The sequence below is a fragment of the Shewanella maritima genome (assembly GCF_043643735.1).
GTDB lineage: Bacteria > Pseudomonadota > Gammaproteobacteria > Enterobacterales > Shewanellaceae > Shewanella > Shewanella maritima_A.
Genome location: NZ_JBHZSM010000002.1, coordinates 389,917 through 413,787, shown reverse-complemented (window position 1 = coordinate 413,787; position 23,871 = coordinate 389,917). Strand labels below are relative to the sequence as shown.

The 23,871-nt window shown below is 43.2% G+C and carries 21 protein-coding genes; 16 read left to right on the top strand and 5 right to left on the bottom strand.

The window, feature by feature from the left end; translation table 11 throughout:
* The first annotated feature begins 393 nt into the window (after nucleotides 1-393).
* Nucleotides 394-1,302, top strand: a complete 909-nt coding sequence (locus ACHUGF_RS03935; protein WP_394129478.1) for an FAD:protein FMN transferase — start codon at nucleotides 394-396, stop codon at nucleotides 1,300-1,302.
* 34 nt (nucleotides 1,303-1,336) lie between these two features.
* Entirely contained in the window at nucleotides 1,337-2,566 is a 1,230-nt protein-coding gene (locus ACHUGF_RS03930; protein ID WP_394129477.1) for a hypothetical protein, read from the top strand.
* 94 nt (nucleotides 2,567-2,660) lie between these two features.
* On the opposite strand, the gene ACHUGF_RS03925 is transcribed toward ACHUGF_RS03930, so the two are convergent.
* On the bottom strand, nucleotides 2,661-3,182 hold the full coding sequence (locus ACHUGF_RS03925; RefSeq protein ID WP_394129476.1) for a DUF3087 family protein: 522 nt from the start codon (nucleotides 3,180-3,182) through the stop codon (nucleotides 2,661-2,663).
* 384 nt (nucleotides 3,183-3,566) lie between these two features.
* Here ACHUGF_RS03925 and gltS point away from each other — a divergent pair, with 384 nt between their 5' ends.
* Complete coding sequence (gltS, locus tag ACHUGF_RS03920; RefSeq protein WP_394129475.1) at nucleotides 3,567-4,790, top strand: sodium/glutamate symporter; 1,224 nt, start codon at nucleotides 3,567-3,569, stop codon at nucleotides 4,788-4,790.
* A gap of 108 nt (nucleotides 4,791-4,898) precedes the next feature.
* Here the strand turns inward: gltS and ACHUGF_RS03915 are convergent, their stop codons facing one another.
* The 4 genes from ACHUGF_RS03915 to ACHUGF_RS03900 all read right to left on the bottom strand — a co-directional run bounded on the left by ACHUGF_RS03915 (nucleotide 4,899) and on the right by ACHUGF_RS03900 (nucleotide 10,452).
* Nucleotides 4,899-5,159: a YecH family metal-binding protein gene (locus tag ACHUGF_RS03915; RefSeq protein ID WP_394129474.1), complete on the bottom strand. Its 261-nt coding sequence runs from the start codon at nucleotides 5,157-5,159 to the stop codon at nucleotides 4,899-4,901.
* Between the two features lie 184 nt (nucleotides 5,160-5,343).
* Nucleotides 5,344-6,711, bottom strand: coding sequence for an FAD-binding oxidoreductase (locus ACHUGF_RS03910; RefSeq protein ID WP_394129473.1), 1,368 nt, complete (start codon nucleotides 6,709-6,711; stop codon nucleotides 5,344-5,346).
* Between the two features lie 134 nt (nucleotides 6,712-6,845).
* Complete coding sequence (gene hcp / locus ACHUGF_RS03905; protein ID WP_394129472.1) at nucleotides 6,846-8,504, bottom strand: hydroxylamine reductase; 1,659 nt, start codon at nucleotides 8,502-8,504, stop codon at nucleotides 6,846-6,848.
* A gap of 316 nt (nucleotides 8,505-8,820) precedes the next feature.
* Nucleotides 8,821-10,452, bottom strand: coding sequence for an FG-GAP repeat domain-containing protein (locus ACHUGF_RS03900; RefSeq protein ID WP_394129471.1), 1,632 nt, complete (start codon nucleotides 10,450-10,452; stop codon nucleotides 8,821-8,823).
* Nucleotides 10,453-10,696: 244 nt separating this feature from the next.
* Between ACHUGF_RS03900 and ACHUGF_RS03895 the strand changes: the two genes are divergently transcribed.
* From ACHUGF_RS03895 to ACHUGF_RS03835, 13 genes are all read left to right on the top strand, one after another.
* A complete protein-coding gene (locus ACHUGF_RS03895; protein ID WP_394129470.1) occupies nucleotides 10,697-10,906 on the top strand; it encodes a TOBE domain-containing protein in 210 nt (69 codons plus the stop codon).
* A gap of 454 nt (nucleotides 10,907-11,360) precedes the next feature.
* Nucleotides 11,361-12,497 carry a nickel-dependent hydrogenase small subunit gene (gene hyaA / locus ACHUGF_RS03890; protein WP_394129469.1) on the top strand — a complete coding sequence of 379 codons (1,137 nt, stop codon included), beginning with the start codon at nucleotides 11,361-11,363 and terminating at the stop codon, nucleotides 12,495-12,497.
* 2 nt (nucleotides 12,498-12,499) lie between these two features.
* The gene (gene hyaB / locus ACHUGF_RS03885) at nucleotides 12,500-14,203 is read left to right on the top strand and encodes a nickel-dependent hydrogenase large subunit (RefSeq protein WP_394129468.1); all 1,704 of its coding nucleotides are present in this window, start codon (nucleotides 12,500-12,502) and stop codon (nucleotides 14,201-14,203) included.
* Between the two features lie 28 nt (nucleotides 14,204-14,231).
* On the top strand, nucleotides 14,232-14,897 hold the full coding sequence (gene cybH, locus ACHUGF_RS03880; RefSeq protein ID WP_394129467.1) for a Ni/Fe-hydrogenase, b-type cytochrome subunit: 666 nt from the start codon (nucleotides 14,232-14,234) through the stop codon (nucleotides 14,895-14,897).
* A gap of 6 nt (nucleotides 14,898-14,903) precedes the next feature.
* The gene (locus ACHUGF_RS03875; protein WP_394129466.1) at nucleotides 14,904-15,470 is read left to right on the top strand and encodes a HyaD/HybD family hydrogenase maturation endopeptidase; all 567 of its coding nucleotides are present in this window, start codon (nucleotides 14,904-14,906) and stop codon (nucleotides 15,468-15,470) included.
* Nucleotides 15,448-17,256 carry a Kae1-like domain-containing protein gene (locus ACHUGF_RS03870; protein ID WP_394129465.1) on the top strand — a complete coding sequence of 603 codons (1,809 nt, stop codon included), beginning with the start codon at nucleotides 15,448-15,450 and terminating at the stop codon, nucleotides 17,254-17,256. The genes ACHUGF_RS03875 and ACHUGF_RS03870 overlap by 23 nt, the downstream gene beginning before the upstream one ends.
* A 26-nt stretch (nucleotides 17,257-17,282) precedes the next feature.
* Nucleotides 17,283-19,763 (top strand): carbamoyltransferase HypF, encoded by a 2,481-nt coding sequence (hypF, locus tag ACHUGF_RS03865; protein ID WP_394129464.1) that lies wholly within the window; start codon nucleotides 17,283-17,285, stop codon nucleotides 19,761-19,763.
* A 205-nt stretch (nucleotides 19,764-19,968) separates the two neighbouring features.
* On the top strand, nucleotides 19,969-20,718 hold the full coding sequence (gene hypB / locus ACHUGF_RS03860; protein ID WP_394129463.1) for a hydrogenase nickel incorporation protein HypB: 750 nt from the start codon (nucleotides 19,969-19,971) through the stop codon (nucleotides 20,716-20,718).
* A gap of 3 nt (nucleotides 20,719-20,721) precedes the next feature.
* On the top strand, nucleotides 20,722-20,958 hold the full coding sequence (locus ACHUGF_RS03855) for a HypC/HybG/HupF family hydrogenase formation chaperone (protein WP_394129462.1): 237 nt from the start codon (nucleotides 20,722-20,724) through the stop codon (nucleotides 20,956-20,958).
* 6 nt (nucleotides 20,959-20,964) lie between these two features.
* The gene (gene hypD / locus ACHUGF_RS03850; RefSeq protein WP_394129461.1) at nucleotides 20,965-22,095 is read left to right on the top strand and encodes a hydrogenase formation protein HypD; all 1,131 of its coding nucleotides are present in this window, start codon (nucleotides 20,965-20,967) and stop codon (nucleotides 22,093-22,095) included.
* A gap of 1 nt (nucleotide 22,096) precedes the next feature.
* Nucleotides 22,097-23,107, top strand: coding sequence for a hydrogenase expression/formation protein HypE (gene hypE, locus ACHUGF_RS03845; protein ID WP_394129460.1), 1,011 nt, complete (start codon nucleotides 22,097-22,099; stop codon nucleotides 23,105-23,107).
* On the top strand, nucleotides 23,107-23,454 hold the full coding sequence (gene hypA, locus ACHUGF_RS03840; RefSeq protein ID WP_394129459.1) for a hydrogenase maturation nickel metallochaperone HypA: 348 nt from the start codon (nucleotides 23,107-23,109) through the stop codon (nucleotides 23,452-23,454). Before hypE ends, hypA begins: the two co-directional genes overlap by 1 nt.
* Nucleotides 23,455-23,551: 97 nt before the next feature.
* Nucleotides 23,552-23,716, top strand: a complete 165-nt coding sequence (locus ACHUGF_RS03835) for a hypothetical protein (protein ID WP_394129458.1) — start codon at nucleotides 23,552-23,554, stop codon at nucleotides 23,714-23,716.
* Nucleotides 23,717-23,871 lie beyond the last annotated feature (155 nt).

Genomic DNA, 23,871 nt, shown 5'->3' with positions numbered 1-23,871 from the left:
ACTAATAAAACCAACAAACAAATTAAATAAAACCCTAAATCAAAAAAAGATAATGTATTAAAAATTAATTTAGAAAAAATTAAAAAACAGATTAAAGGCAGGTTGGAATCAGATTTAATCTGAGCAAATACCAACCAAGACAAATGCATGTCTCAAACACCATAAAAACAAAACGTAAATCACAAATAGAATAAACAACCTTCAATTACGCGACAAAGTTGAACCCAATCACATACATATAGTTACAACTCAATACAATACAAATCAATCACATATATATTAATAAAGTTAATAATGCAGACACTTATTAAGATTATACTATTCTACTTATTAACATCATTTACTTTAACTGTTACTGCAGTAGAAAAAATTAATAGAATCCAAGGAAAAACTATGGGGAATGATTACATAGTAACTTGGGTTGATAAGCGTAATAGTACTGAACTAAACAAACAGCTAAAACAAAAAATAGATACGGCATTAGAAGAATTAAATCAATCAATGTCAGTGTGGCGTGAAGATTCAGAAATAAGCCTGATTAATAAAGCCCAAAAAGGAACTTATCCAATTTCTGAGCAAATGCGATTAGTATTATCTGAGTCTATTCGTATCAACCAGTTAACCCATGGCCGTTTTGATATAACTGTTACACCTTTAATTGATCTATGGGGATTTGGGCCTCATTCCAGTAAAAGACAACAACCCACTCAAGCGCAGATTGAACAAGCAATATCTCGTATAGGTATGGAAAAGTTCAGCCTAAATAATCAGCTGTTAATAAAGAAAAACTCAGAATTATCAATCAACTTATCAGCTATAGCTAAAGGCTATGGCGTCGATGTCATCGCTAACACTCTAAAAAATAATAACATTCATAATTTCATCGTCGACATAGGAGGAGAAGTTACAACGAGCGGCAATAAATTAGGTGAACCTTGGGTTGTGGCTGTTGAAAAACCATATGCAGTGGGCGCAACGAGTGTCATCAAGCTCGAACTCAATAACTTAGCAATCGCGACATCTGGAGATTATCGCAATTACTTCACCCAAAATGGCCAGAGATTCTCTCACATTATCGATCCTAAAACTGGCTACCCAGCGAACAATAACATTGTATCTACCACTGTCATTGCTGACTTATGCATGACCGCAGACGCGCTTGCTACCGCATTCATGATCTTACCAATAAAGGAGTCTTTACAACTAGCAGAAATAGAACACATACCATTAATGATTATTGAAGAACAATTCGGGGAGTTGATGACTTACCAATCATCTGCATTTAAGCAACTACAACAATAACCCCCTAATCAAAGAGTAATGCAGGGAATTAATTATGATGAACAATAAATTTAAAATTAGCCTTATATGTGCAGCCGTGATTGCACTTACAGGTTGTAATGATGATGACACTGATACTTCAGGTTTAGAGCAACAAATTAAAACCTTAGAAACACAAAATGCACAGCTTGAATCTGATAAAGCAGCCTTGCAAGAAACCACTGACCAAGCACTTGCTGATAATGAGTCTTTAGTTTCTGATAACGCAGCATTACAAGCCAAAGCCACCAGCTATATCAGCACGTTCCAAGAGCAGTGTGCTGAAGAAGGTGTCAATTTTGAATATGAAAATCCGAACCCGGATAACCCATTTGTCAATAATGCCCAAGTTCCTATGCCACAGATGACAAGCACGTCTATTGGCACTTATGCTGCTACACCATTGCCAGAAGATCATGAAGGTCGAGACAATAGCACCTGCACTAGTTGCCATTCAGCACAAGCTCCGGATGTTCACTATGGCGAAAATTGCACCAGCTGTCATACCTTTGAAGCCCCGGAGCCAGGTCCGGATCCAGACCCTGGTGCACCTGATACACCAACTCACCCAGCAGATGGTAATTGGGATGCATTAACTGGCGCCAGCGCGGGCACCTTCTACTACAACAAAGACGGTGCATCTTTTGTTAATGCAGCATTCCTTAATACCCGCTTTGGCAAGATGAATTCATTCTATGAGTGGAAAGCTTCAGATAGCGGTGTTAAAACCGTTAAATCTGCGTGTGGTTTACCTAACCGAGAACATATCACCACTAAGTTCCCCGATGACGGCAACGCCTATGTATTAAGTGAATATAAAAACTTCAAAGGTGCAGCTACGTTTGTGACTCAGCGTGAGGAAAATGGCCAGTCAATTGCAAGTGCAGCAACATTTGGCCCAAGTATGCATTTAGGTGATGACGGTGAATATTACGTCACCCTACTTATTACCAAAAACAACACTTGTAAGAACTTGGTGGACAATAATGCAGGTGAAATTCACTATTACGAGTTTGATACTCGTTCGAGTGTGAAACTGGGCTCTCCAGATATGGGACCTCGTAATGCTGGAGCTCGTATCCAAGTCACTACTGACTACAATGCAACTGAACTAAGAAGCTATGACTGGGCAACACCGGTTTATGGTGGCAACGGTCAGGCCTTTGACCCAGCTATTGTTGATTGGACAGCTGTTGGCGCATGTTCACTGTCATTAAAAGTAGAAACCATTTACCCATTGGGTTAATACGCATTAAAAACATCAACTTAAAAGCCCTCATGTGAGGGCTTTTTTTATGCGGCAAACTCAATTAATGGCACTTTGAGATATGGACATCATTTTAATAGTTGGCTAACACTGACTCATCTAGGTGCTGCACATCTGGGTCTAACTGGAGTGAGATCATTTTGTCGCTCACCTGCTGGTATTGTGCATTCACTTTAGACATTGTCAGGGTGTTGTTATCAAGCTCATACACTAAGGCTAAGCTACGGTAATAGAAGGCTAGGATCATTAAAGCTTCTGGTTCATTATCATCTGCTTTAGATTGGATGCTTTTTAGGTTTTTGAAAATCTTATTCTGTAACTGCTTTAACTGCCAAATGTAATACACCTCAAAATACTGAGGCTTACCACGCTGTTTTCGTACCACGAAAGTACAAATCATCAGTGCAAAAATAACCCCAAGAAAATTCAAATTAAAGTTACCTGTTGAGCCATCAGGCAATGCTTCTGAACCAAAAAATACAATTAGGGTTTGCCCGATGACAACTGAAAGTAAGGCTAATAATGCTACTAAGCTAAATTGAACTTTATTATTAAGACTGCGGTATTGTTGTTTATCAATTTGTTCTAACTTCATTTTTTGCTCTTTATTAGGTTAATCGACCATAAACACTGGCAATGATGATCGATGACAAATGCAAATGATACTGTGTTAACAGTGTCAACACACTAACAGACATCACTTAACTGCACGTTAACGCTTCACTTTTGAAGCGACAACAATTTCTACTAAATATTCTGATTTTAGTGATTTTGACTGTATTTTCACGCATTACCAATCTAAAATTATGGTTAATCTCTCTATATCAGCATGTATTCACGGGCATGAAGCCTGTAAGCCGTAACGGGATCAGTTACATCATCATTGGCGTCATCTACAATTTATTTTAAACATCGCCCAATAATACCTACAAGCATGCTTTGGTGATGGTTCATCACCCGCTATTTCTTGAGGAGTAAAATGGAAACTGTCTATACCATAGGCGAGCTGGAGTCATTCCTGATCGCTATTCTTGTTCTGTTTATCGGCCATTTAATCAACCGAAAAGTCAAAGTATTAAAGAAATACAATATTCCAGAGCCAATTGTTGGTGGTCTGATTGTCGCCGCTATCATCACAATATTGCACTTTAATAACATATCATTGGTATTTAGCTTATCGATGCAAAATACCCTGATGCTGATGTTTTTCAGTACTGTGGGGTTGGCTGCTAGTTATAAATTACTGATGAAAGGCGGTGCCAAAGTCTTTTGGTTTCTAGGGATCGCCTCTGTTTATATCATTATTCAAAACGCTGTAGGTGTGAGTTTAGCCTCTGCCTTAGGGCTCGAGCCGATTATGGGGTTAATTGCTGGTTCAATTACCTTGTCGGGCGGGCATGGTACTGGTGCGGCTTGGGCACAAACCTTCTCTGATATGTATGGCATCAACACCTTAGAATTTGCCATGGCAGCAGCCACCTTTGGTTTGGTTATGGGCGGTATTATTGGTGGCCCTGTTGCCCAACGCCTTATTAGTAAGCATAAATTAGAGTCATCTTACGGTGTGGGCGGCAATCATCATCAGGATCACCCTGATCTGGTGACTTACGACCAACTTGAAGAAGACCGCGTAACAGCCAAACGAATCTTAGAAGTGCTGTTTATTATTCTGCTTTGTGTCTCAGGTGCAAACTGGATTGGTCACTTAGTGGATACCTACAGTATCACTTGGCTGAAAATGCCTAATTTTGTATATGCCCTGTTTTTAGGCGTGGTGATCACCAACATCACTGAAATGTCTCGCGGCTACAAAATTAACAGTGAATGTATTGATATACTCGGTACCGTGTCCTTGGCTCTATTCCTTTCAATGGCGCTAATGAACCTCAAACTGTGGGAGATTTTTGACCTTGCGGTTCCACTGTTAATCATCTTATTTGCGCAAACGGTCATCTTAGGCTTGTTTGCTTACTTCGTGACATTTAAAGCCATGGGCAGCAACTATGATGCCGCCGTTATTGCCGGCGGTCACTGTGGTTTTGGTATGGGTGCAACGCCAACAGCGGTGATGAATATGGGTGCGCTAGTGTCACGAACAGGGCCGTCACCGCAAGCCTTTATGATTGTGCCGATCGTGGGTGCCTTCTTTATCGATATCGTTAACGCGATTATCTTGCAAGGCTATCTGAGCTTCATTGGCTAATCTGGGTGATGACTCCCCGATTAATAAGCCCCTCTCTTATACGCTAGAAGCAAAAATGCCAGACATATGTCTGGCATTTTTTTCAATACGGTTAAGTAATCGCAAGGTTTAAGCGTGGTTGTGACCTTCTTTACCAGCACAGTGACCACATTGATTAATGGTGTAGCCCTCAGCGGAATCTGATAAGCGACCATTACCCACAAATAATTCAAATAACTGCTCAGCTGTCATGTCACTCGCCTGACAAGTATGGAACTGTGCATCTTGGCCAAATTCTTGTGCCATTAATGCCAACCATTGTTCACGGGGCTGTGGAGTATGCGTCTTCATTAAGTTAATAACATTACGACCATGAATGGATTTAGACATTAGAAATACCTCATTTTTAAAACATGATTATACAATTGCATCATGGTATTCAGGCGTGCGCTTGCTCAAAATTTGCTTAAATACCCCATTAATTAATTTTTATTTTGTGAAATTACAGACCTAAATAAGCAGACACAAAAAAGCCAACGCAACTGCATTGGCTTGGGTTTCAGTCAGCTAATGACTACATTTTCAAACTGACATCAGAGCGAATTTTAGTTGAACAAGCCAATACGAAGCCGGCTTCAATTTCTGCAGCTGTTAATGTCGCTGTACTGTCGCTGCTTACCTCGCCTTCAGTAACTTGGCATTTACATGCACCACATACGCCATTTCGACATGCGGCAATAATCGATAAGCTTTCAGACTCTATGCCTTCCAATAAGGTTTGCTCACTGCCAAGTGGAATTGCTTTATCACCTATTTTTAGCATAAACCCGCCAGCGGCAGCATGCTCGCTAGGAGACAATTTGGTCATTGCTTGACTGACTTTTGGCGTATCACCAAAGCTTTCTTGGTAAAAGTTCGCCATATCAAAACCCGCATCCACCAATAAGGCTTTAACTGCGTCCATGTAAGGTGTTGGGCCACAAATAAACACGGTACGAGATTTGTAATCGGGCACTAGCGCCTGCAGTTTCTCAATAGTCAGCCTGCCAGCATCGCATTGAGTTTGTGGATAACGTATTAGCAAGTCTTGATGCTGGCTATCATCTTCAAGCACATAGCTGAGTGAAAACGAATCACTGCGCTGCGCCATTGAAGCCATCGCATCGGCAAAAATAATATCTTTTGCACTGCGTGCACTATGCACAAAGGCGATGTTGCTATCAGTGGTGGTATCACATAACCAGCGAGACATAGAATGCATCGGAGTCACACCACTGCCAGCCGATAAGAATAGGTATTTATCAGCGTTAATATCCACTAAGTTAAACGCCCCATCAGGGCCAGTGACTGTCACCTTATCATCGACGTTCAAAGTGTCAGCTAGGTAGTTTGACACCACACCGCCTTCAATACGTTTAATGGTGACGGTGAGTGAATAAGGTCGTGATGGTGATGACGCAATGGTATAACTGCGGAAAACAGGTTTACCATCAATCATCAATTTAAAAGTCAGAAACTGTCCCGGTTTAAAGTTGAATTTTACCGGCTCCAACCCCTGAAATTTAAAGCTGACTACATCATGGGTTTCTTGCCATTTGGCAACACATTTTAAGGTCATTTCGCCCCGCAGCCATTCGTCTGCAGCCAATAAGTTTTTGGCCTGCTCCGATGATGTTGCTTTAGATACTGCTACTTGGGATACAGCAGGCTCAGCTTGTTGCTGAGAAAGCGCATTAGCAAAAGAGAAACCTCCAGCAGACTTGGTCGCCGATTTCACATTGGCATCATTATCAGACTGTTGCTTTGATAGCGCACTTGAGAAAGAAAAACCGCCACTGTCAGATGCCGCAGACTGAGCTGGCTTGGCAGAAGAGTTATCTTGTTTTTGTTTACTCTGTTGCTGTGACAAGGCACTTGAGAATGAAAATCCTGAAGCAGACATAAGACACCTTTTACGATTGGGTTACACGAAAGCGTTGACAAAAATCTGTAGTAAACAATGACATTTACAATGAGAATGACACAAAGCGAATATCAAGGCGGTATTAACTCAGTCAATACCGCCTATCTGCATGATTATGCGGCTTTGATCATCGCATTAAGGTCTGAAGCCACATCCGTGGTGGTACGTAAACCAAATTGCTGCTCCAAGATATTGGCCAGATTCTCAGTGAGGAAGCCTGGTGCACTTGGGCCAGTGCGGATGTTTTTCACGCCTAATGAAAGTAGTGTAAGCAATACCACAATGGCTTTTTGCTCAAACCAAGATAGTACTAGGTGAAGCGGTAAATCGTTGATATCACATTCAAAGATATCTTTTAACGCTAAAGCTAACTGAATAGCTGAGTAAGCATCATTACACTGACCAACATCAAGCAAACGTGGAATGCCGTTGATATCACCAAACTCAAGTTTGTTGAACTTATACTTACCGCAACCCAAAGTTAAGATGATTGAGTCATCCGGTACTGACGTGGCTAAATCCGTAAAGTAGCTACGCTCAGTTTTATCACCATCACAACCACCAATCAGGAAGAAGTTTTTGATTGAACCGTTTTTCACATTTTCAACCACTGTTGGTGCTGCTGCCATTAGCGCATTACGTGCAAAACCAATCGTAATGGTGTGAGGAATTTCATCGTACTTAAAGCCTTCTAGCTCAAGTGCTTTGTCTATCACGACTGAGAAGTCTTCACCATCAATGTGTGTTACGCCCGGCCAACCTACAATGCTGCGAGTATAGATACGGTCAGCGTAATCGCCCACATTAGGGTCGATGATACAGTTAGAGGTCATCACGACTGCACCTGGGAAAGTACCAAATTCGCTTTGCTGGTTTTGCCAAGCGCTACCGTAGTTGCCCACTAAGTGCGGGTACTTTTTGAATGTTGGGTAAGCTAAAGCAGGAAGCATTTCACCATGGGTATAGACGTTAATGCCTTTACCCGCGGTTTGCTCAAGGATCAGTTCTAGATCTTTCATATCATGACCAGAGACCAGAATCGCTTTACCTTTTACACTCTTGGTGTTGACTTGAGTTGGCTCAGGGTGGCCAAATGCTTCAGTTTCGCCACTATCAAGCATTTCCATCACGCGGTAGTTTAACTGGCCAATTTCCATTGCCGTGTTAAATAGCTTGTCAGCATCAACAGAATCTTCACCAATGAATGCCATGATCTCATGAAATCGACCAGCGACTTCATCGTCCGTTTTATCCAATACGCGCGCATGCTCCATATAAGCTGCGGCACCTTTTAGGCCATATAAACATAATAAACGCAGACCCAAAATATCTTCATGAACATCACCACGATTAGGCAATGCGATAGGTGCTTGTTCAAGCATTTCAAGTTGGCTTGCCGCGAGATTTAGCTCGCCTTGATTAGCAATAACCACTGGCGTTTGGCCATTCGCTTCACATGCCGCAACATATTGTGCTTTAAGCTGCTCACGGTAAGTTTGCGCTTGACGCGCATAGTCGGTTAAACGGTCATCATCGAAGTTTACGTTGGTTAACGTAGAGAAAAATGCTTTCGGCACAAAAGTGTCAATGTCTTGATTGATGATGCCAAACTCACGTGCTTTCACTGCGTAAGCTGATACGCCTTGCAGCATATAAATCAGTAAGTCTTGTAAATCTGAGGTCGAGGCTAACTTGCCACACATACCTTGAGAATAGTTACACCCATTGCCTTCTGGGGTTCGGATTGTTTGCTCACATTGAACACAAAACATGACACGTTCTCCTCTGTTTTTAATCATGCATAAAATTTACATGTTTAAAGCAAGTCTACTCTTAACTCAGAAAAGCAAAACCTATTTTTGGTGAATATTTATGGTTTTTTGATCTGTATCACTTTTATTTTTATCTAGACATAGCAGAGATCTAAATGAGAATTATTGACAAAGCACTTCAACAATAGGAATGAAAAACGGGCAAAGAAACTTGCCCGTTTAAATGATGGATTGCGATTTTGATGTTTGAGTACCAAACAGAGAATAGCGAATAGACTATTTTAATTCATAAGCTTACATGCTCAGTTTCCGATTATCATTTTGGTTCTGCAATAAACACTCGTAGTTGACGCTGCAAACTTTTCTCATCTTGACGGCCATACTGCACCAATAAATCATCAAGGCCATCACTGTTAATATCAGACACAGATAACATTGACCCCTCTGTAGGTAAGGTAAAGCTTAACTCACTGCTTTTACTTGAAAATGGTTGCTTGCCAGACTGGCCATTATAGATTTTTAACTTGTCATCACTGTCTGACAGGATTAACTCCTTATAAGAGTCTCCATTTAAATCCCCTAACGCGACCACGGGTTCACCACTTTGCCCTGAAGTAAGACTGAAATTAAGCTCGACTTGCTTACTCTCGTTAGCTTTAGATGGGAAGCGATTATTATTATCCATCTTAAACACATACACATCTTGATCGATACTACCTGACAATAGCGCGCCGATAATTTGCGATACGCCCACATCAAAACCAGACACCACTACTTCATCAATATTGTCATTGTCTAAGTCACTAAAACGTAAGCCGGTTAAGGTACCATCAGCTTTAATAACGGTTGCAGCTTCACGACCAAAGTTCACTGTTTTTGCCCCATCAGGGCTTAACTGTTGCACTTGGCCTAAATACACCTCGTAATCGTTACTGCGATCAAACACGCCCGAGCTTTTGGTATATCGCACCACTAAGTCAGTAATGCCATCGCCATTCATGTCTTTTATCTGCTCAACTTTGCGGTACAGCAAGTCGCTTTGATCTAATTGTCTACCGTATGCATCACGCTTATTCCACCAATTAATACCGCTAATCGGCTGGCTCACAGAAATATAGTTAGGCACGGGGTCAAACTGACCATTTTCTTGCTGAAAATACACTTCCAGCATTCCCTCTCCCACCTTGACAAGATCGGACAAATTATCAAAATTCATGTCGCTACTAAATACTTCTGCACGGCTATATTCCGCGCCACTGCGGGTGACTTCCACAATCGGCTTTAGCGGTACAGATTGACTATGCAATTGGCCATCAGCTTTACCTAACAACACATGGGTTTGATGAAAGTCGCTTAACACAATATCGCCCAAACCATCTCGGTTAATGTCTAACGCAAACCGGCCGCGAGAAATATAATCAGCACTACTGGTTTGAGTAATTGAGCTCACTTGCGTCACTTCAACCAGTTGACTTGGTTGCTGTGCGTTGCTGGGCACAAATTGGTAAAGCGTGTCAGCATTAATGAAAAACAATCCTTGTATCGCGCCTTCGCTATTGGGATGAGCTTGAGGGTCATTGTCTGCTTGGTAAACGTCGTATCGAAATAAATCATTGGTTAATAACAGCTTGTCTAATTGGGTCAACTGTTGGTTTTGATAGCCATAGATAATCAACCAGCGCTGATACTGATCATCAACGCCTACCACAATCAACTCGTTGCCTTCTGCAGCAAGTACATTGGCGGAGACAATAGGTTGTGTCAGCTCGATATCAGCAGTGAGCTTGTACTCTTTAAAAGCAATGGCCGATGCAATATTAGGAGACAGAGTCACCATTGCACAGCCAAGCAAACAGGTTGTTCCCCATATGCGACTCACCATTTGTTGTACACGCGAGCTAGCGTCCATTTGCGCTAAAGCACGCCGACATGTTGCAATTAACTTCATCCTTAAACCTTTCAATTTATGCGAACATTCACTTTCTCTTAATAACCACTCTACAGTAAACGTCTACTTTGTACACAAATGGAATTGTTACTAAATACGATTTTAGGTGCCATTTTTTTAGGTTGGTGAAAGTTTGACTATAAAAGCAGATCAAGTGTGACAAAACACTAATAAATAAGGGGAAAATATTCCATTTGTGACAAATGGGGCTAGCATAGCCTTTCCAACAACAAGGAGTAACAAAATGAAAATTAGTGCACGTAACATGCTAAATGGCAAAGTAAAATCAATTAACGAAGGTTCAGTCAACAATGAAGTTGTTATTGAATTATCACCTGGTGTTGAAATTACTTCTGTTGTTACTAAAGCATCATGTGAAAATTTAGGCCTAGTGGTTGGCGGTGACGCATATGCCATCATCAAAGCAAGCAACGTAATGGTTGCAGTAGACTAAATTGTCTATTGAGGTTGGCGGTGATGGATTGCTTATCATGACTGCCAACGATTTAACAAAGCCATTCACTGCCGCATTAGCTTTATTTACTCAGCTAGACACTCCCCAAATTAATACTACATCAACTAAAATCGGCCTATCTTCATAAGCTGTTTGCCATATCTTTTTCAATATAACGTCTTATATTTAAAGAAAAAAATTTATTGATGTATCAGAACCTACAAATACCACCACAAAAGCGTGAGCCAAATCACACCCCATATGCCATTTTGGACAAAATGTCCGCTGAATTATCTTGTGGGCGATCAGTCTCAAACTTCTTCTACAACACCTTGTGATCTAAAGCACAATTTTGGTGCGGATTGATTTATATCAAGTCTTTACCGTTAACCAGACTCTATATTGATAATTAATGGAAATTAGCCCATCGTGAAAATGATAAGAAGGTTAGACTATGGATAATCACGCCGCACTCTACGAGCAAGGTAAAAAACGCCTTGAATATCTACGCCAAATAGCCCCCAGGCAAGATGTCACCCTAGAACAAAAAATGGCCGAAAACGGCATCACTCGCCGTGACTTCATTAAATGGAGTGGTGCTGTCACTGCTATGTTAGCGTTGCCACTGCCTTTTAGCACGTTAGTTGCTGAAGCTGCAGAGCTTGCTGACCGTGTACCCTTAATTTGGTTACACATGGCGGAATGTACAGGGTGTTCAGAATCGTTGATAAGAACAGATACGCCCAACTTAGATACACTGATTTTTGACCATGTTTCACTGGAATACCATGAAACCTTAATGGCTGCCTCTGGCTGGCAAGCCGAAGAAAACCTTGAACATGCACTTGAGGCATACAAGGGTAATTACCTGCTCGCAGTTGAAGGTGCAGTACCAACGGCCAACAACGGTGCTTACCTCACTGTTGGTTGTAAAGGTCATACAGGCTTACACATTGTGAAAGAAGCCGCTGCCGGTGCTGCCGCAATAATCTCAGTCGGTACTTGCGCCGCCTTTGGAGGTGTGCAAGCCGCAGCGCCCAATCCAACTGGTGCGAAAGGCGTACAAGAAGTCATTAATAAGCCTGTCATCAACCTTGGTGGCTGCCCACCGAGCGAAAAGAACATTGTCGGTACATTAATGTACTTCATCATGTTTGGTAAATTACCTGCTTTAGATATGTTCAATCGTCCGAAGTGGGCTTATGGCGCACGTGTTCATGACAACTGTGAACGTCGCGGCCGCTTTGATGCCGGTGAGTTCGTTGAAGAGTTCGGCGACCACGGAGCTAAAGAAGGTTACTGTTTATACAAAGTGGGTTGTAAAGGCCCGTACACCTACAACAACTGTCCAACAGAACGATTCAACCATCACACCAGCTGGCCCGTACTTGCAGGGCATGGCTGTATGGGCTGCTCAGAGCCTAATTTCTGGGATGACATGGCCGATTTCGAACGACCATTAGGAAGACAATTATTACATGGCATAGATGCAACTGCAGACACCATAGGTGCGGTTATTTTAGGTGCTACTGTTGTCGGTATCGGCGCCCATGCCGTTGCCAGTTTATTTGCTAAGCCATTGGAGGAGTAATCATGAGCAATCGCGTCGTTATCGACCCTATCACCCGTATTGAAGGTCACTTACGTGTAGAGGTAGAAGTGGATGAAAACAACACTATTACTAAAGCTTGGTCGTCTTCAACCTTATGGCGTGGTATTGAGGTGATCCTCAAAGGTCGTACTCCTATGGATGTTGGCCTTATTACCCAACGTATTTGTGGTGTATGTACCTACTCTCATTACCGCTGTGGCACTGAGGCTGTAGAAAATGCCCTTGGGGTTAAAATCCCATTGAATGCAAAATACTTGCGCTCATTGATGCAAACCTCACTCTATATGCATGACCACATTGTGCATTTCTATCATTTACATGGCTTAGATTGGGTAGATGTTGTCTCTGCATTAAGTGCAGATCCAGCACTGGCAGCCCAAGAAGCGTTGAAATACACCGACAACCCAATTGCTGCGGGTGAAGGTGATTTGCGTGCAGCACAAGAGCGCGTTAAAGGCTTGGTTGAAACCGGTAAGCTTGGCCCATTTGCCAATGCATATTGGGGTAATGGTACTTACAAGTTTACCCCTGAGCAAAATCTGATTGCATTATCCCACTACTTAAAAGCACTAGAAGTTCAACGTGTTGCAGCTGAAATGCTGGCAATTTTTGGTGGTAAATCTCCACATCCACAGTCTCTTGTTGTGGGTGGTGTCACCTCAGTGCGAGACATGCTCAGTCCAGCACGTTTACAGCAGTGGAAACAAAAACACGCCATTGTGAATGATTTCATTATTCGTGCTTACAAAGCCGATATTGTGATGGCAGCGGCTGCATTTGGCGGTGAGCCAAGTGTACTGGGTGGCGTGAACGTACCTAACTTCCTAGCAACTAATGATTTTGTACTTGCTGACGGTCAATACATGTTTGACCAAGGCGTCATCATGAACGGCGACTTAGCCGGTGTGAGCGACATCGACCCTGACTCAATCAAAGAAGATGTGACCCACGCTTGGTATAAAGCCGATGGTGCGCAACATCCCTATGAAGGTACCACAGTACCTGATTACACAGGCTTTGTAGAGCGCGACACAGTTTACGGCAAACTACCTACCGTTGATGGCGACGGCAAATATTCTTGGGTGAAATCACCGCGTTATAAAGGTGAGCCTGTAGAAGTTGGCCCATTATCATCATTACTGGTGAGTTATGCTCGCGGCAATGAAGTCGTGGTTAACGCAGTAAACGGCCTATTAGCCGCAACAGGATTACCCATTGAAGCACTCTTTACCACATTAGGCCGTACAGCTGCCCGCATGCTGCAAACCGTGATTGTGGCTGAAGAAGGCCTGAAAACTTTTGATGCCATGCTAGTCAATATGCAAAGTGATGAGTCAACCTATGTGAAACCTGAAATCGACTCAAGCAAAGAGTATGTTGGCCACGCCATGATTGAAGCGCCTCGCGGTATGCTCAGTCATTGGATCCGTATTAAAGACGGCAAGGTTGAAAATTACCAAGCCATCGTACCAACCACGTGGAATGCAGGCCCTATCGATGCCAACGGCAAAATGGGGCCATACGAAGCTTCGCTTATTGGTTTGAAACTGGAAGATCCAACTAAGCCATTAGAAGTTATTCGTATCATTCACTCGTTTGACCCATGTATGGCGTGTGCCGTACACGTGATGGATTACAACAAACAAACCTTAGGTCAGTTCAAGATTGACCCAAATGGTTTTTAACTTGGTTGGTTAATATAAGGGAGGGTTTATGGCACATTCAGCAACCCATACAAGGCATCTCATCTTTACACCAGCGATTAGGATATTTCACTGGTTAAGAGCCTTGTCTATTCTGGTTTTAGTGGTCACTGGCTTTTATATTTCATGGCCGTTTTTAGTGGCGCCTGAATCCAGCGATGTGTTAGTTCAAGGTTGGATCCGTTTTGCCCATATTGTGTTTGGATTTGTATTAACCGCCGTCACTCTAGTGCGTTTTTACTTGTTCTTCTTTAGTCGCAATGACATTGAAAGACGATCATTTAAAGATGTATTAAGTGTGAACAGCTGGCTGACACAACTCAAATCTTACATTTGGGTTGGACATCTCAACAAGGCAGGTATTTATGGCCCACTGCAATTTGTGACCTATGTAGCAATATCGTTCGTTGCTTTGTTCATTTGCATTACAGGCTTGGTGCTATATGCCAATGTATATCATCTAGGACTTGGTGGCATGTTATGGGATAGCGCAGCATGGGTAACCGCACAAATGGGCGGACTCGCTAATGTACGTATCTGGCACCATTATATGACATGGGCATTTATTGTGTTTGTGGTCATTCACGTATACATGGCTGTTTGGTCAGGTATTCGTTTTAAACACAACTCAGTAGACTCCATTGTGTCAGGCTATGACTATCATAAGGATCATTAACCCAACGTGAGCAAAATATTACTATTGGGTATTGGTAATGTATTGTACGCCGATGAAGGTATCGGCGTACATTTTACTAATTACATCAAAGAAAAATATACCTTCAATCACCCTCAACACCAACTCGAGATTGTTGATGGGGGCACCTTAGCACAAGGACTTATCCCCACCATTTGCCAATATGATCAACTCATTGTTGTCGATACAGTGAACAGCGCCGATGCCAATTATGGTGACGTGTATTTTTTTGATTTTGATCAGGCACCAGCTGAAATTGACTGGCAAGGCAGTGCCCACGAAGTAGAAATGCTGCAAACCTTAACCATGATGGACATGGTAGGCGACAGACCAAAAACCCATGTTTTAGGTGTGATCCCAACCGTAATCGAACCTATGACACTTGGGTTAACGGCCGCAATCAGTAATGCCGTTCCTACAATGGAAAAAGCCTTACTTGGCCACCTAACTTCACTCGGCTTTACCGTAGAACAACAACAAGAAGTAACCATCGATGCAGTGATCCCCGATGCTTACAAACGAGGCGTAGATCATGATGCACCATATTCAGTTTGAGTTTATTTGCTCACAACCCGTCGCACTGTACAGTTATCTGTGCGATAAATTCCAGCAATATCAATCTGCTGATATAACTAGCGTCCAATTTATCAATGAGCAACACCATAGTTGTTATGTCCTTGAATCCTACGGCGAACAGCCGCAATTAGAACAATTAGCCGAAGATATTGCTGAGCACTTTTTATTGTCTGTATGGCTTATCGACACCAACATCAAACGCATTGAGGCTAAACAATACCCGGATGCACCTAAAGCTAGTATCAACAATCAAACAGCACCGTTAAGTTACTGCCAGAATTGCCAACCCCAATTTGGTGATAACCAAAGTGCCGACTTCGCCAATATCAACCTCGCTTGTGAACATTGCGGCGGACATAACAAGTTATCTGCCACCCAAAGAGCGTTTACTGAACAGGATATCTTTGCTTTTGCTGAGGTGCTGTTAAACAAAGAAACCCTACATTTACCTGAAGACAATATGACATTGTCTATTGCTCAGCCTAACAATGTACGGGAGCGTCCATCTATTATTGTATGCAACCCCAATGCGATGAATGCCTACTTTAGCCTGAACGAGCAACAGGTGTTAGCATTATCAAGCATTGAAAAACCTTGCCTTAAGCTCTATACCAATGACTCTGGTATGCAAGAAATTAAAGCGCCGCTGGTCGATGTGCAATTTGCCAGTAATCGTTTAATGATCATCTTGTGTGAGCGTCTTCGTCAACGAGGCATTAATTGGATATACGCCCATTCAAACCCACCCGGTGAGCACCATGCCAATCCACCACTCAAACTGGCCTTAATTAATCACCAATGGGTTGCTAAACAGCAAGTATCTCCAGGCAAATGTAAAAGCTATTTCCAGCCATTACATGATGATGCCGTATCCTTGGTGACCAATATGGCTTACACAGCCAATTGCAACAATGACCAAATTAGTTGGAGCGCCACTCACTCACAAAATCTACAGTTACTGCCACCGACACATGCAGCGCAATGTGCATTGCTTGCAGGGCTACAAGCTCAAGTGCCACCGAGTAAATCTAAAAAGCCAAAGCATGCTGGGGTGCTGTTTTTTAGCCGCTACCAAGCTAGTCAAATTGTCACGATAGACAAAGATAGCCAAGCTGAGTTGTTCTTTGAATTGGATGCCATGCCGACATCAGGTTATGAGATTTGCCACCTACTCAGCCAAAGCCGTGAAAAAGGCTTATTGGACAAATTTAAGCAAAATCACCCTGACAGTTACAACACCTTGCTTGATATCAAATTAACCAGTCATCCAAAGTCATTAACCAGCTTAATGGCGGTGGCGGCGACGATTATTGGCTGCACAGTGCACCATGATGCACCTGAGTCAATCACCCAGCAATTAGCTGACCGCTTTGTGGCTGATGCGATGGCATTTCGTGGCGCAAATGCCCCAAGAATTGATTTTCCTCTCACTAAAGGTGAGGCTCATCGCAGTATCAATTGGTGCAAAACCTTGGGCACCTTAATGAGTTTCCGTTTAGCGGGAGAAACCGATTCTGCCAAGTTAGCTTTTGCCTTCCATGACTCATTAGCCGATTATCTCAGTAACTGGATTGAGCATGTGGATAAAAACATTGGCATTCATAATCTCGTGCTCGCCGGCAGTGAATTTGATAACCCAGTGCTAGCCAAGCGCATCCAGATCCGTGTTGGTAAGAACACGCCATTATTAGTCAATCAGCAACTCGATTTAGAAGGGGTGAATTTGGCGGTTGGTGGTCTCTTTTTAGCTAAGCGTCGCCGCTAAGTAACTCGGTAAAATCAGGGGTTTAAATGGCTCAAGAACAAGTCAGCATTTTTGTTAAAGGGATTGTGCAAGGGGTCGGTTTTCGACCTTTTGTCTATCGCCTTGCCGATACCTATTCGCTGACAGGCACTGTGTTAAATGATCATCTTGGCGTCAGCATAGTGCTTCAGGGAGAAGCCACCAGCATCAATCATTTTTTAACTGAGCTGGAGCAACATCCCCCAGTTTTAGCCCGTATTGATGCGATAAACACTGAATATCAAACCATAAATAACATTTATGATGATTTCAGTATTATCGAAAGTGATAAAGGCGATGCACAAGCCATAGTGGCACTGTCTGCTGATAAGAGCACCTGTCAAGATTGCCTCGACGAAATGGCTGATAGCCAAAATCGTCATTATCACTACCCCTTTACCAATTGCACCAATTGTGGCCCAAGGTACAGCATTATCAATGCGCTACCTTACGACAGGCACAATACTTCAATGGCCAACTTTGTGATGTGCAAACAATGCGAGCAGGCTTATACCAATCCACTTGATAGACGTTATCACGCTCAACCTGTTAGCTGCCCAGATTGTGGGCCAAAGTTACGTATACTTGAGCGCCAAGCCCAAAGTGACACTTTTGCCCCTTTTGCTGAGACTTCATTTCATTCATTATTGCAGCAAATCGTGAGTCTGCTTGAGCAAGGGAAAGTGCTGGCTATTAAGGGGCTAGGTGGCTTTCATCTGGTCTGTGACGCCACTAATCACCATGCTGTCACGACATTAAGACAACGCAAACAACGTGCGGCGAAGCCATTAGCTGTAATGGTCAAAGATTTATCTCAAGCCAAACTACTGGCGCAAGGCTCTCAAGCTGAGTGGCAACTGCTGCAAAGTGCTGAAAAACCGATTGTGGTGCTCAATAAACACTCCGTATTAGATAGTCCATCATTAGCAACTGAAACACACTGGAAGTTGAGTGATGCTATCGCCCCAGACATCGATCGAATAGGTTTATTCCTGCCTTACACGCCACTGCATCATTTGCTACTCCAACAATTTGGCAAACCTTTGGTAGCCACCAGTGCCAATCGCAGTGGCGAACCGATTATTTGCGACTGTGATGACATTATGTCGGAGCTTGGTCATGTGGTAGATGCCATTGTTGATCATAACCGCCCTATTATTAATGCCTGCGACGACAGTGTGGTGCAAATGATCAATGATCAGTTGCAGGTTATACGTCTAGCGAGAGGCTACGCACCGCTGACATTAGCCTCTGGCAATTTAGCATTAGATGAAAATGCATACCTTGGGGTAGGTGGCCAGCAGAAAAATGCCGTGGCCTTCGGATTTAAAGGCAATATGATTTTATCACCGCACATTGGCGACTTATTTAATTTACCCGCGCAGCACTACTTTGAAAGAAGCCTTGCGACGTTCAAACGGTTATACGACTTCACACCAAGCCATATCGTGACGGATCAACACCCTGACTATGCACCAAGTCGTTGGGCAAATGACTATTGCGAGCAAAATATTCAAGTGCACCAAAGTACGATTCAGCACCATTACGCCCATATTTTAGCCATCATGGCGGCCAATCAACACACTAAGCCTGTGCTGGGTTTTAGCTTTGATGGCACTGGCCTTGGCAATAATAAAAGCTTATGGGGCAGTGAAGTCATGCTAGCCGATTGCCAGCAATATCAAACTGTGGCGCATTTTAGTGCTTTTAAGCTGATTGGCGGTGAACAAGCCATTAAATATCCTGTTCGGATTTTACTGGCATTATTATTTGAGCATTTCGACCTCGACACGATCCGCTCACTGCCCATACCAGCCATAAACAATTTATCGGATACACAATTAGGTAATCTGCATACCTTGTGGCTAAACCCAAACCATGGGATTACTTGTCGCTCTGTGGGGCGTTTATTTGATGCCCTCGCCGTGGCTTTAGGCTTAATCGAATCAAACCAGTTTGAAGGACAAGCCGGCATGCTGATTGAGGCACAAGCAAGCCAAGCGACTTCAATTAACCCAAGTACTGATACTCATATTGACGCGAATGCTGTCAATATCAGCCTAACGGTCACAGCTCAGCAATACCCAGCGATGACCCAACCAGAAGAACCTGCTGAATTTGCCGTGAAAACTGTCACACAATGGGACAGCCAAGACCTATTCAAGCAGATCATTCATCATATACAGACCGCGCCCAATTCCCCAGCTCATTATCAGCAAATTTGCCATGGGTTCATCTCGGCTTTAGCTGGTGCGGTGCACGGTGTCAGTCAGCAATATGCACATTACCCACATGTATTTTGTGGCGGCGTATTTCAAAACAAAGTATTGCTGCAGCAATGTTTAAATCAGGCAAACAGTCACGGTATTTATGTTCTGGCTAGCCAACAGGTGCCTGTTAGTGATGGCGGTATTGCACTAGGGCAATTATGGGCCACCATGCATCGCAATGAATTAAGTCAAGCAGGTTTGGCTGCAACGATAGACTGATAAACAAAACTGAAATTCAGGCTCTATTGAGTTTCAAAATAGATATTTTTAACCACTGCAACCAGTGATAAAGCGTGAGATAGATCGCAGATTGACACACAAATATGTCATTCCTGATAAAAGCTTTTCAAACCTGACATTGGTCAATGATTCACTGCTCTATGTCACGCACACTGGATAAATAATTTAAAAAAGGTTTAACACTATGTGCCAAGATTGCGGATGCTCAATAACCCACGACCATCAACATGACACGCTGCATACTAACCCGCAGCTGAATGATAAAAAAACCTTATCTGTTATCCATAAGATATTGGATAAAAACGATATTGAAGCACAACACAATCGCGACCATTTTGAAAAACATGGTATTTGTGCCTTCAATTTAATGAGTAGCCCAGGCAGTGGCAAAACGACATTCCTAGAACACTTGTGTGAACAAACTGATCTAAATTACGCTGTAATTGAAGGCGATTTAGAAACCTCCAGAGATGCTGACAGACTCATTGCAAGAGGCATTAATGCTTATCAAATCCAAACCGGTTCAGCCTGTCACTTAGATGCATTTATGGTGCATGGCGCTTTGCACCATATTGAACTTGATAAGCTGGATATCTGCTTTGTGGAAAACGTCGGCAACTTGGTTTGCCCAGCAAGCTACGATGTCGGCACACACAAAAATGTGGTGTTACTGTCTATTCCTGAAGGCGATGACAAAATTGAGAAGTACCCTGTCATGTTCCGCCGTGCCGACTTGGTGTTAATCACTAAATCAGACCTACTACCGCATTTTGATTTCAGTATTGAAGAAGCAAAAGCGCAACTGGCCAAACTCAACCCTGATGTCGAAATTATGAGTGTATCGGTCAAGCAACCAGACACACTCAAACCTGTTGTGCAGTGGCTTTCACAGCAGCGTCAGCAATTGAGTCAGTCTATCGCGCAAAAGGACTAAATTATGTGTTTATCAGTGCCTTCTCAAGTCGTTGAAATCCATGATGATGCCACCGTCACCGTTAACACCATGGGGGTGAAGCGCCGCGTGAGCAGCCACCTGATGTCAGACCCATTAGCCATCGGTGATTATGTGCTCATTCATATTGGTTTTGTGATGAACAAAATCGATGAACAGGACGCCCAAGAAAGTCTCGCGCTGTATCAAGAGATTGTCGAAAAGATGGCCGAGCAGGAGTAACAGTCCATGCAGCTAAAAGATCTATATCAAGGATTTCGTCACCCAGAAGCCATTCATGCCCTAGCAAAGGCTATCAAGGAAACCGCGGCAAAGGTGAAAGGCGACATCAACATCATGGAAGTGTGTGGTGGTCATACCCATACCATCATGAAGTATGGTTTATTGCAGTTACTCCCTGACAATATTCGTTTTATCCATGGTCCAGGTTGCCCAGTATGTATCATGCCGAAAGAGCGCATTGATCATGCCGCTGAATTGGCCAGTCAAGATGACGTCATTTTGGTGAGTCTTGGCGATATGATCCGCGTACCTGGTTCAAAAGGCAGCTTAGCTAAGTTCCGCTCGCAAGGCTGCGACATTAGGCCGATTTACGACCCTCTTGACACCTTAACCATAGCTAAAGACAACCCTGATAAAAAGGTGATCTTTTTTGCCATAGGTTTTGAAACATCTACTCCAATGACCGCAGTACTGCTTGAACAAGCCATCAAGCAAGGGGTAGATAATCTGCTGTTTCATATCAATCACGTATTAGTACCACCAGCCATTGATGCGGTGATGGCAGAGCCCAAGACACAGGTGAACGCCTTTATTGGCCCTGCGCATGTGAGCGTAATAAGCGGCGCGAAAATATATCAAAAAGCGGTTGATGATTATCAAACACCCGTTGTGGTATCAGGCTTCGAGCCAGTTGATGTGATGGAATCGATACTGAAAATTGTTGTTCAAAAAGCCGCAGGTAAAGCTGAATTAAGCGTGCAATACAGCCGCTCAGTCACCTATGAAGGTAATCTTGCCGCCCAACAAATGATCGATAAATATTTTGAAGTGAGACCCGTGTTTCGCTGGCGAGGCTTAGGCCCCATACCTAATTCAGCCCTAAAACTGAAAGACGAATACCAAGATAGAGATGCTGAAGTCGTCATGCTACAGCACATTCCAGTGGTTGAAATTGACGATCACAAAGCTTGTCAATGTGGCGATATTTTACGTGGACTAGCCAACCCTAAAGACTGCAAAGTGTTTGGCAGAGGTTGTAGCCCAGAAACACCACTTGGCAGCTGCATGGTCAGCTCAGAAGGCGCTTGTAATGCCTACTACCGTTACGGTGGTCTCAACCCAGAGCAAGGAAAATAACATGGTTACGACAGCAAAAACCGTACAACTGAGCCATGGTGGTGGCGGTAAAGAAATGGATCAGCTAATCAAAAAAGTCTTCTTTGAAGCATTTGATAATCCGATTCTCACTGCCGAAGAAGATGCCGCAAAACTCCAACTTAAAGGCTCGGTGGCATTTACCACTGACTCATTTACGGTATCTCCGTTATTTTTTGCTGGTGGCGATATCGGTAAGCTTGCGATTGCTGGCACAGTCAATGATCTCGCCATGATGGCCGCCCAGCCAGAATACCTCAGTTGTAGCTTCATTATTGAAGAAGGCTTTGCCATCGACGATCTCAACACTATCGTGCAAAGCATGGCAACAGAATGTCATGTGAGTGGCGCGCGGATCGTCTGCGGCGACACAAAAGTAGTGCCAAAAGGCTGCGCCGATGGCGTGTTTATCAACACCACGGGAGTGGGTCATATCCTTAGTCCCAATGTTTCGGTAAACAACATCAAACCGGGCGATGCCATTATCGTGTCTCGTGATGTTGGCTGTCATGGCTCCACGATATTAATGGCGCGTGAAGGCTTGGCATTAGAATCAGAATTAACCAGTGATTGCGCAACACTCTGGCCTATTGTTGAGCAGCTCATTGCAGCCAATATGCCTATCCATGCAATGCGCGATGCCACACGAGGCGGGTTATCTGCAGTATTAAACGAATGGGCCAAAGCCTCTAATGTTGGCATAGATGTCAACGAGAGCGACATTCCTGTTGCTGATGAAGTAAAAGGCCTGTGCGAGCTATTTGGTTTTGAACCTTATGACTTAGCCAATGAAGGCACTTTCATTATCGCTATACCACAAGCCGCAGCAGCAGGTGCAATTGAAATTATGCAGCGATACGGCCATTGCGAAAACGCCGCCATTATCGGACAGGTAACACAAGCACATGAGGGCAAAGTGGTACTCACAACACCTTGGGGAAGCCAGCGATATTTAGACTTGCCACAGGGCGAGCTATTACCAAGGATTTGCTGATGCACGAGTACTCTATTGTCACCGCACTCATTGAACAATGCGAAACATTAGCAGCGCAGCATCAAGCCGAGGCCATTAGTCGGGTGGAGGTCAAAATTGGCATATTAAGCGGTGTTGAACCAGCTTTGTTATCGCAAGCCTTTGAAGCCTTTAAACAAGAAGGGGTATGCGCCAACGCAGAATTTAATATGCATATCCAGCCACTGCTATTGCAATGTCATGATTGTGGCCAACAAACCGAACAAAATGAACGCACCATTATCTGCTCTCACTGCAATAGCAACCGCACTCAGATTGTTGATGGAGAAGACATGATGCTGATGCAGTTAGAAATGGCGACGCCGTAGTGAGCCATATACAGAACAATCTGTAAAAAATAATCCATGGATTAAACAATCTATATCTATAAGTAAAACAACTAGCAAATGTTACAAGGAAATCGCAATGAAAAAAGCACTATCAGTTATCGCACTTGCCGCAGCCCCCTCTTTAGCAATGGCTCATGAAGGTCATGGTGGTATTGGTTTATTCCATCATTTGTCAGATCTAGTGCCTGCGATCGCACTCGTTGCTGTGGCAGCATTTATCATCTGGAAGCGTACTCGCTAAGCAAGTATTTAGCTTAGCGCCATAGCACGGGCAATGTAGCATTAGTTACATTGCTTGTTGTTGTGTCTGACAATTAAAATAAGCTAAGCAGTATATTTTAGATCTGGCTCAAACTTACATTAATACATCAGCATATTGATTAACTAAATCTAGTG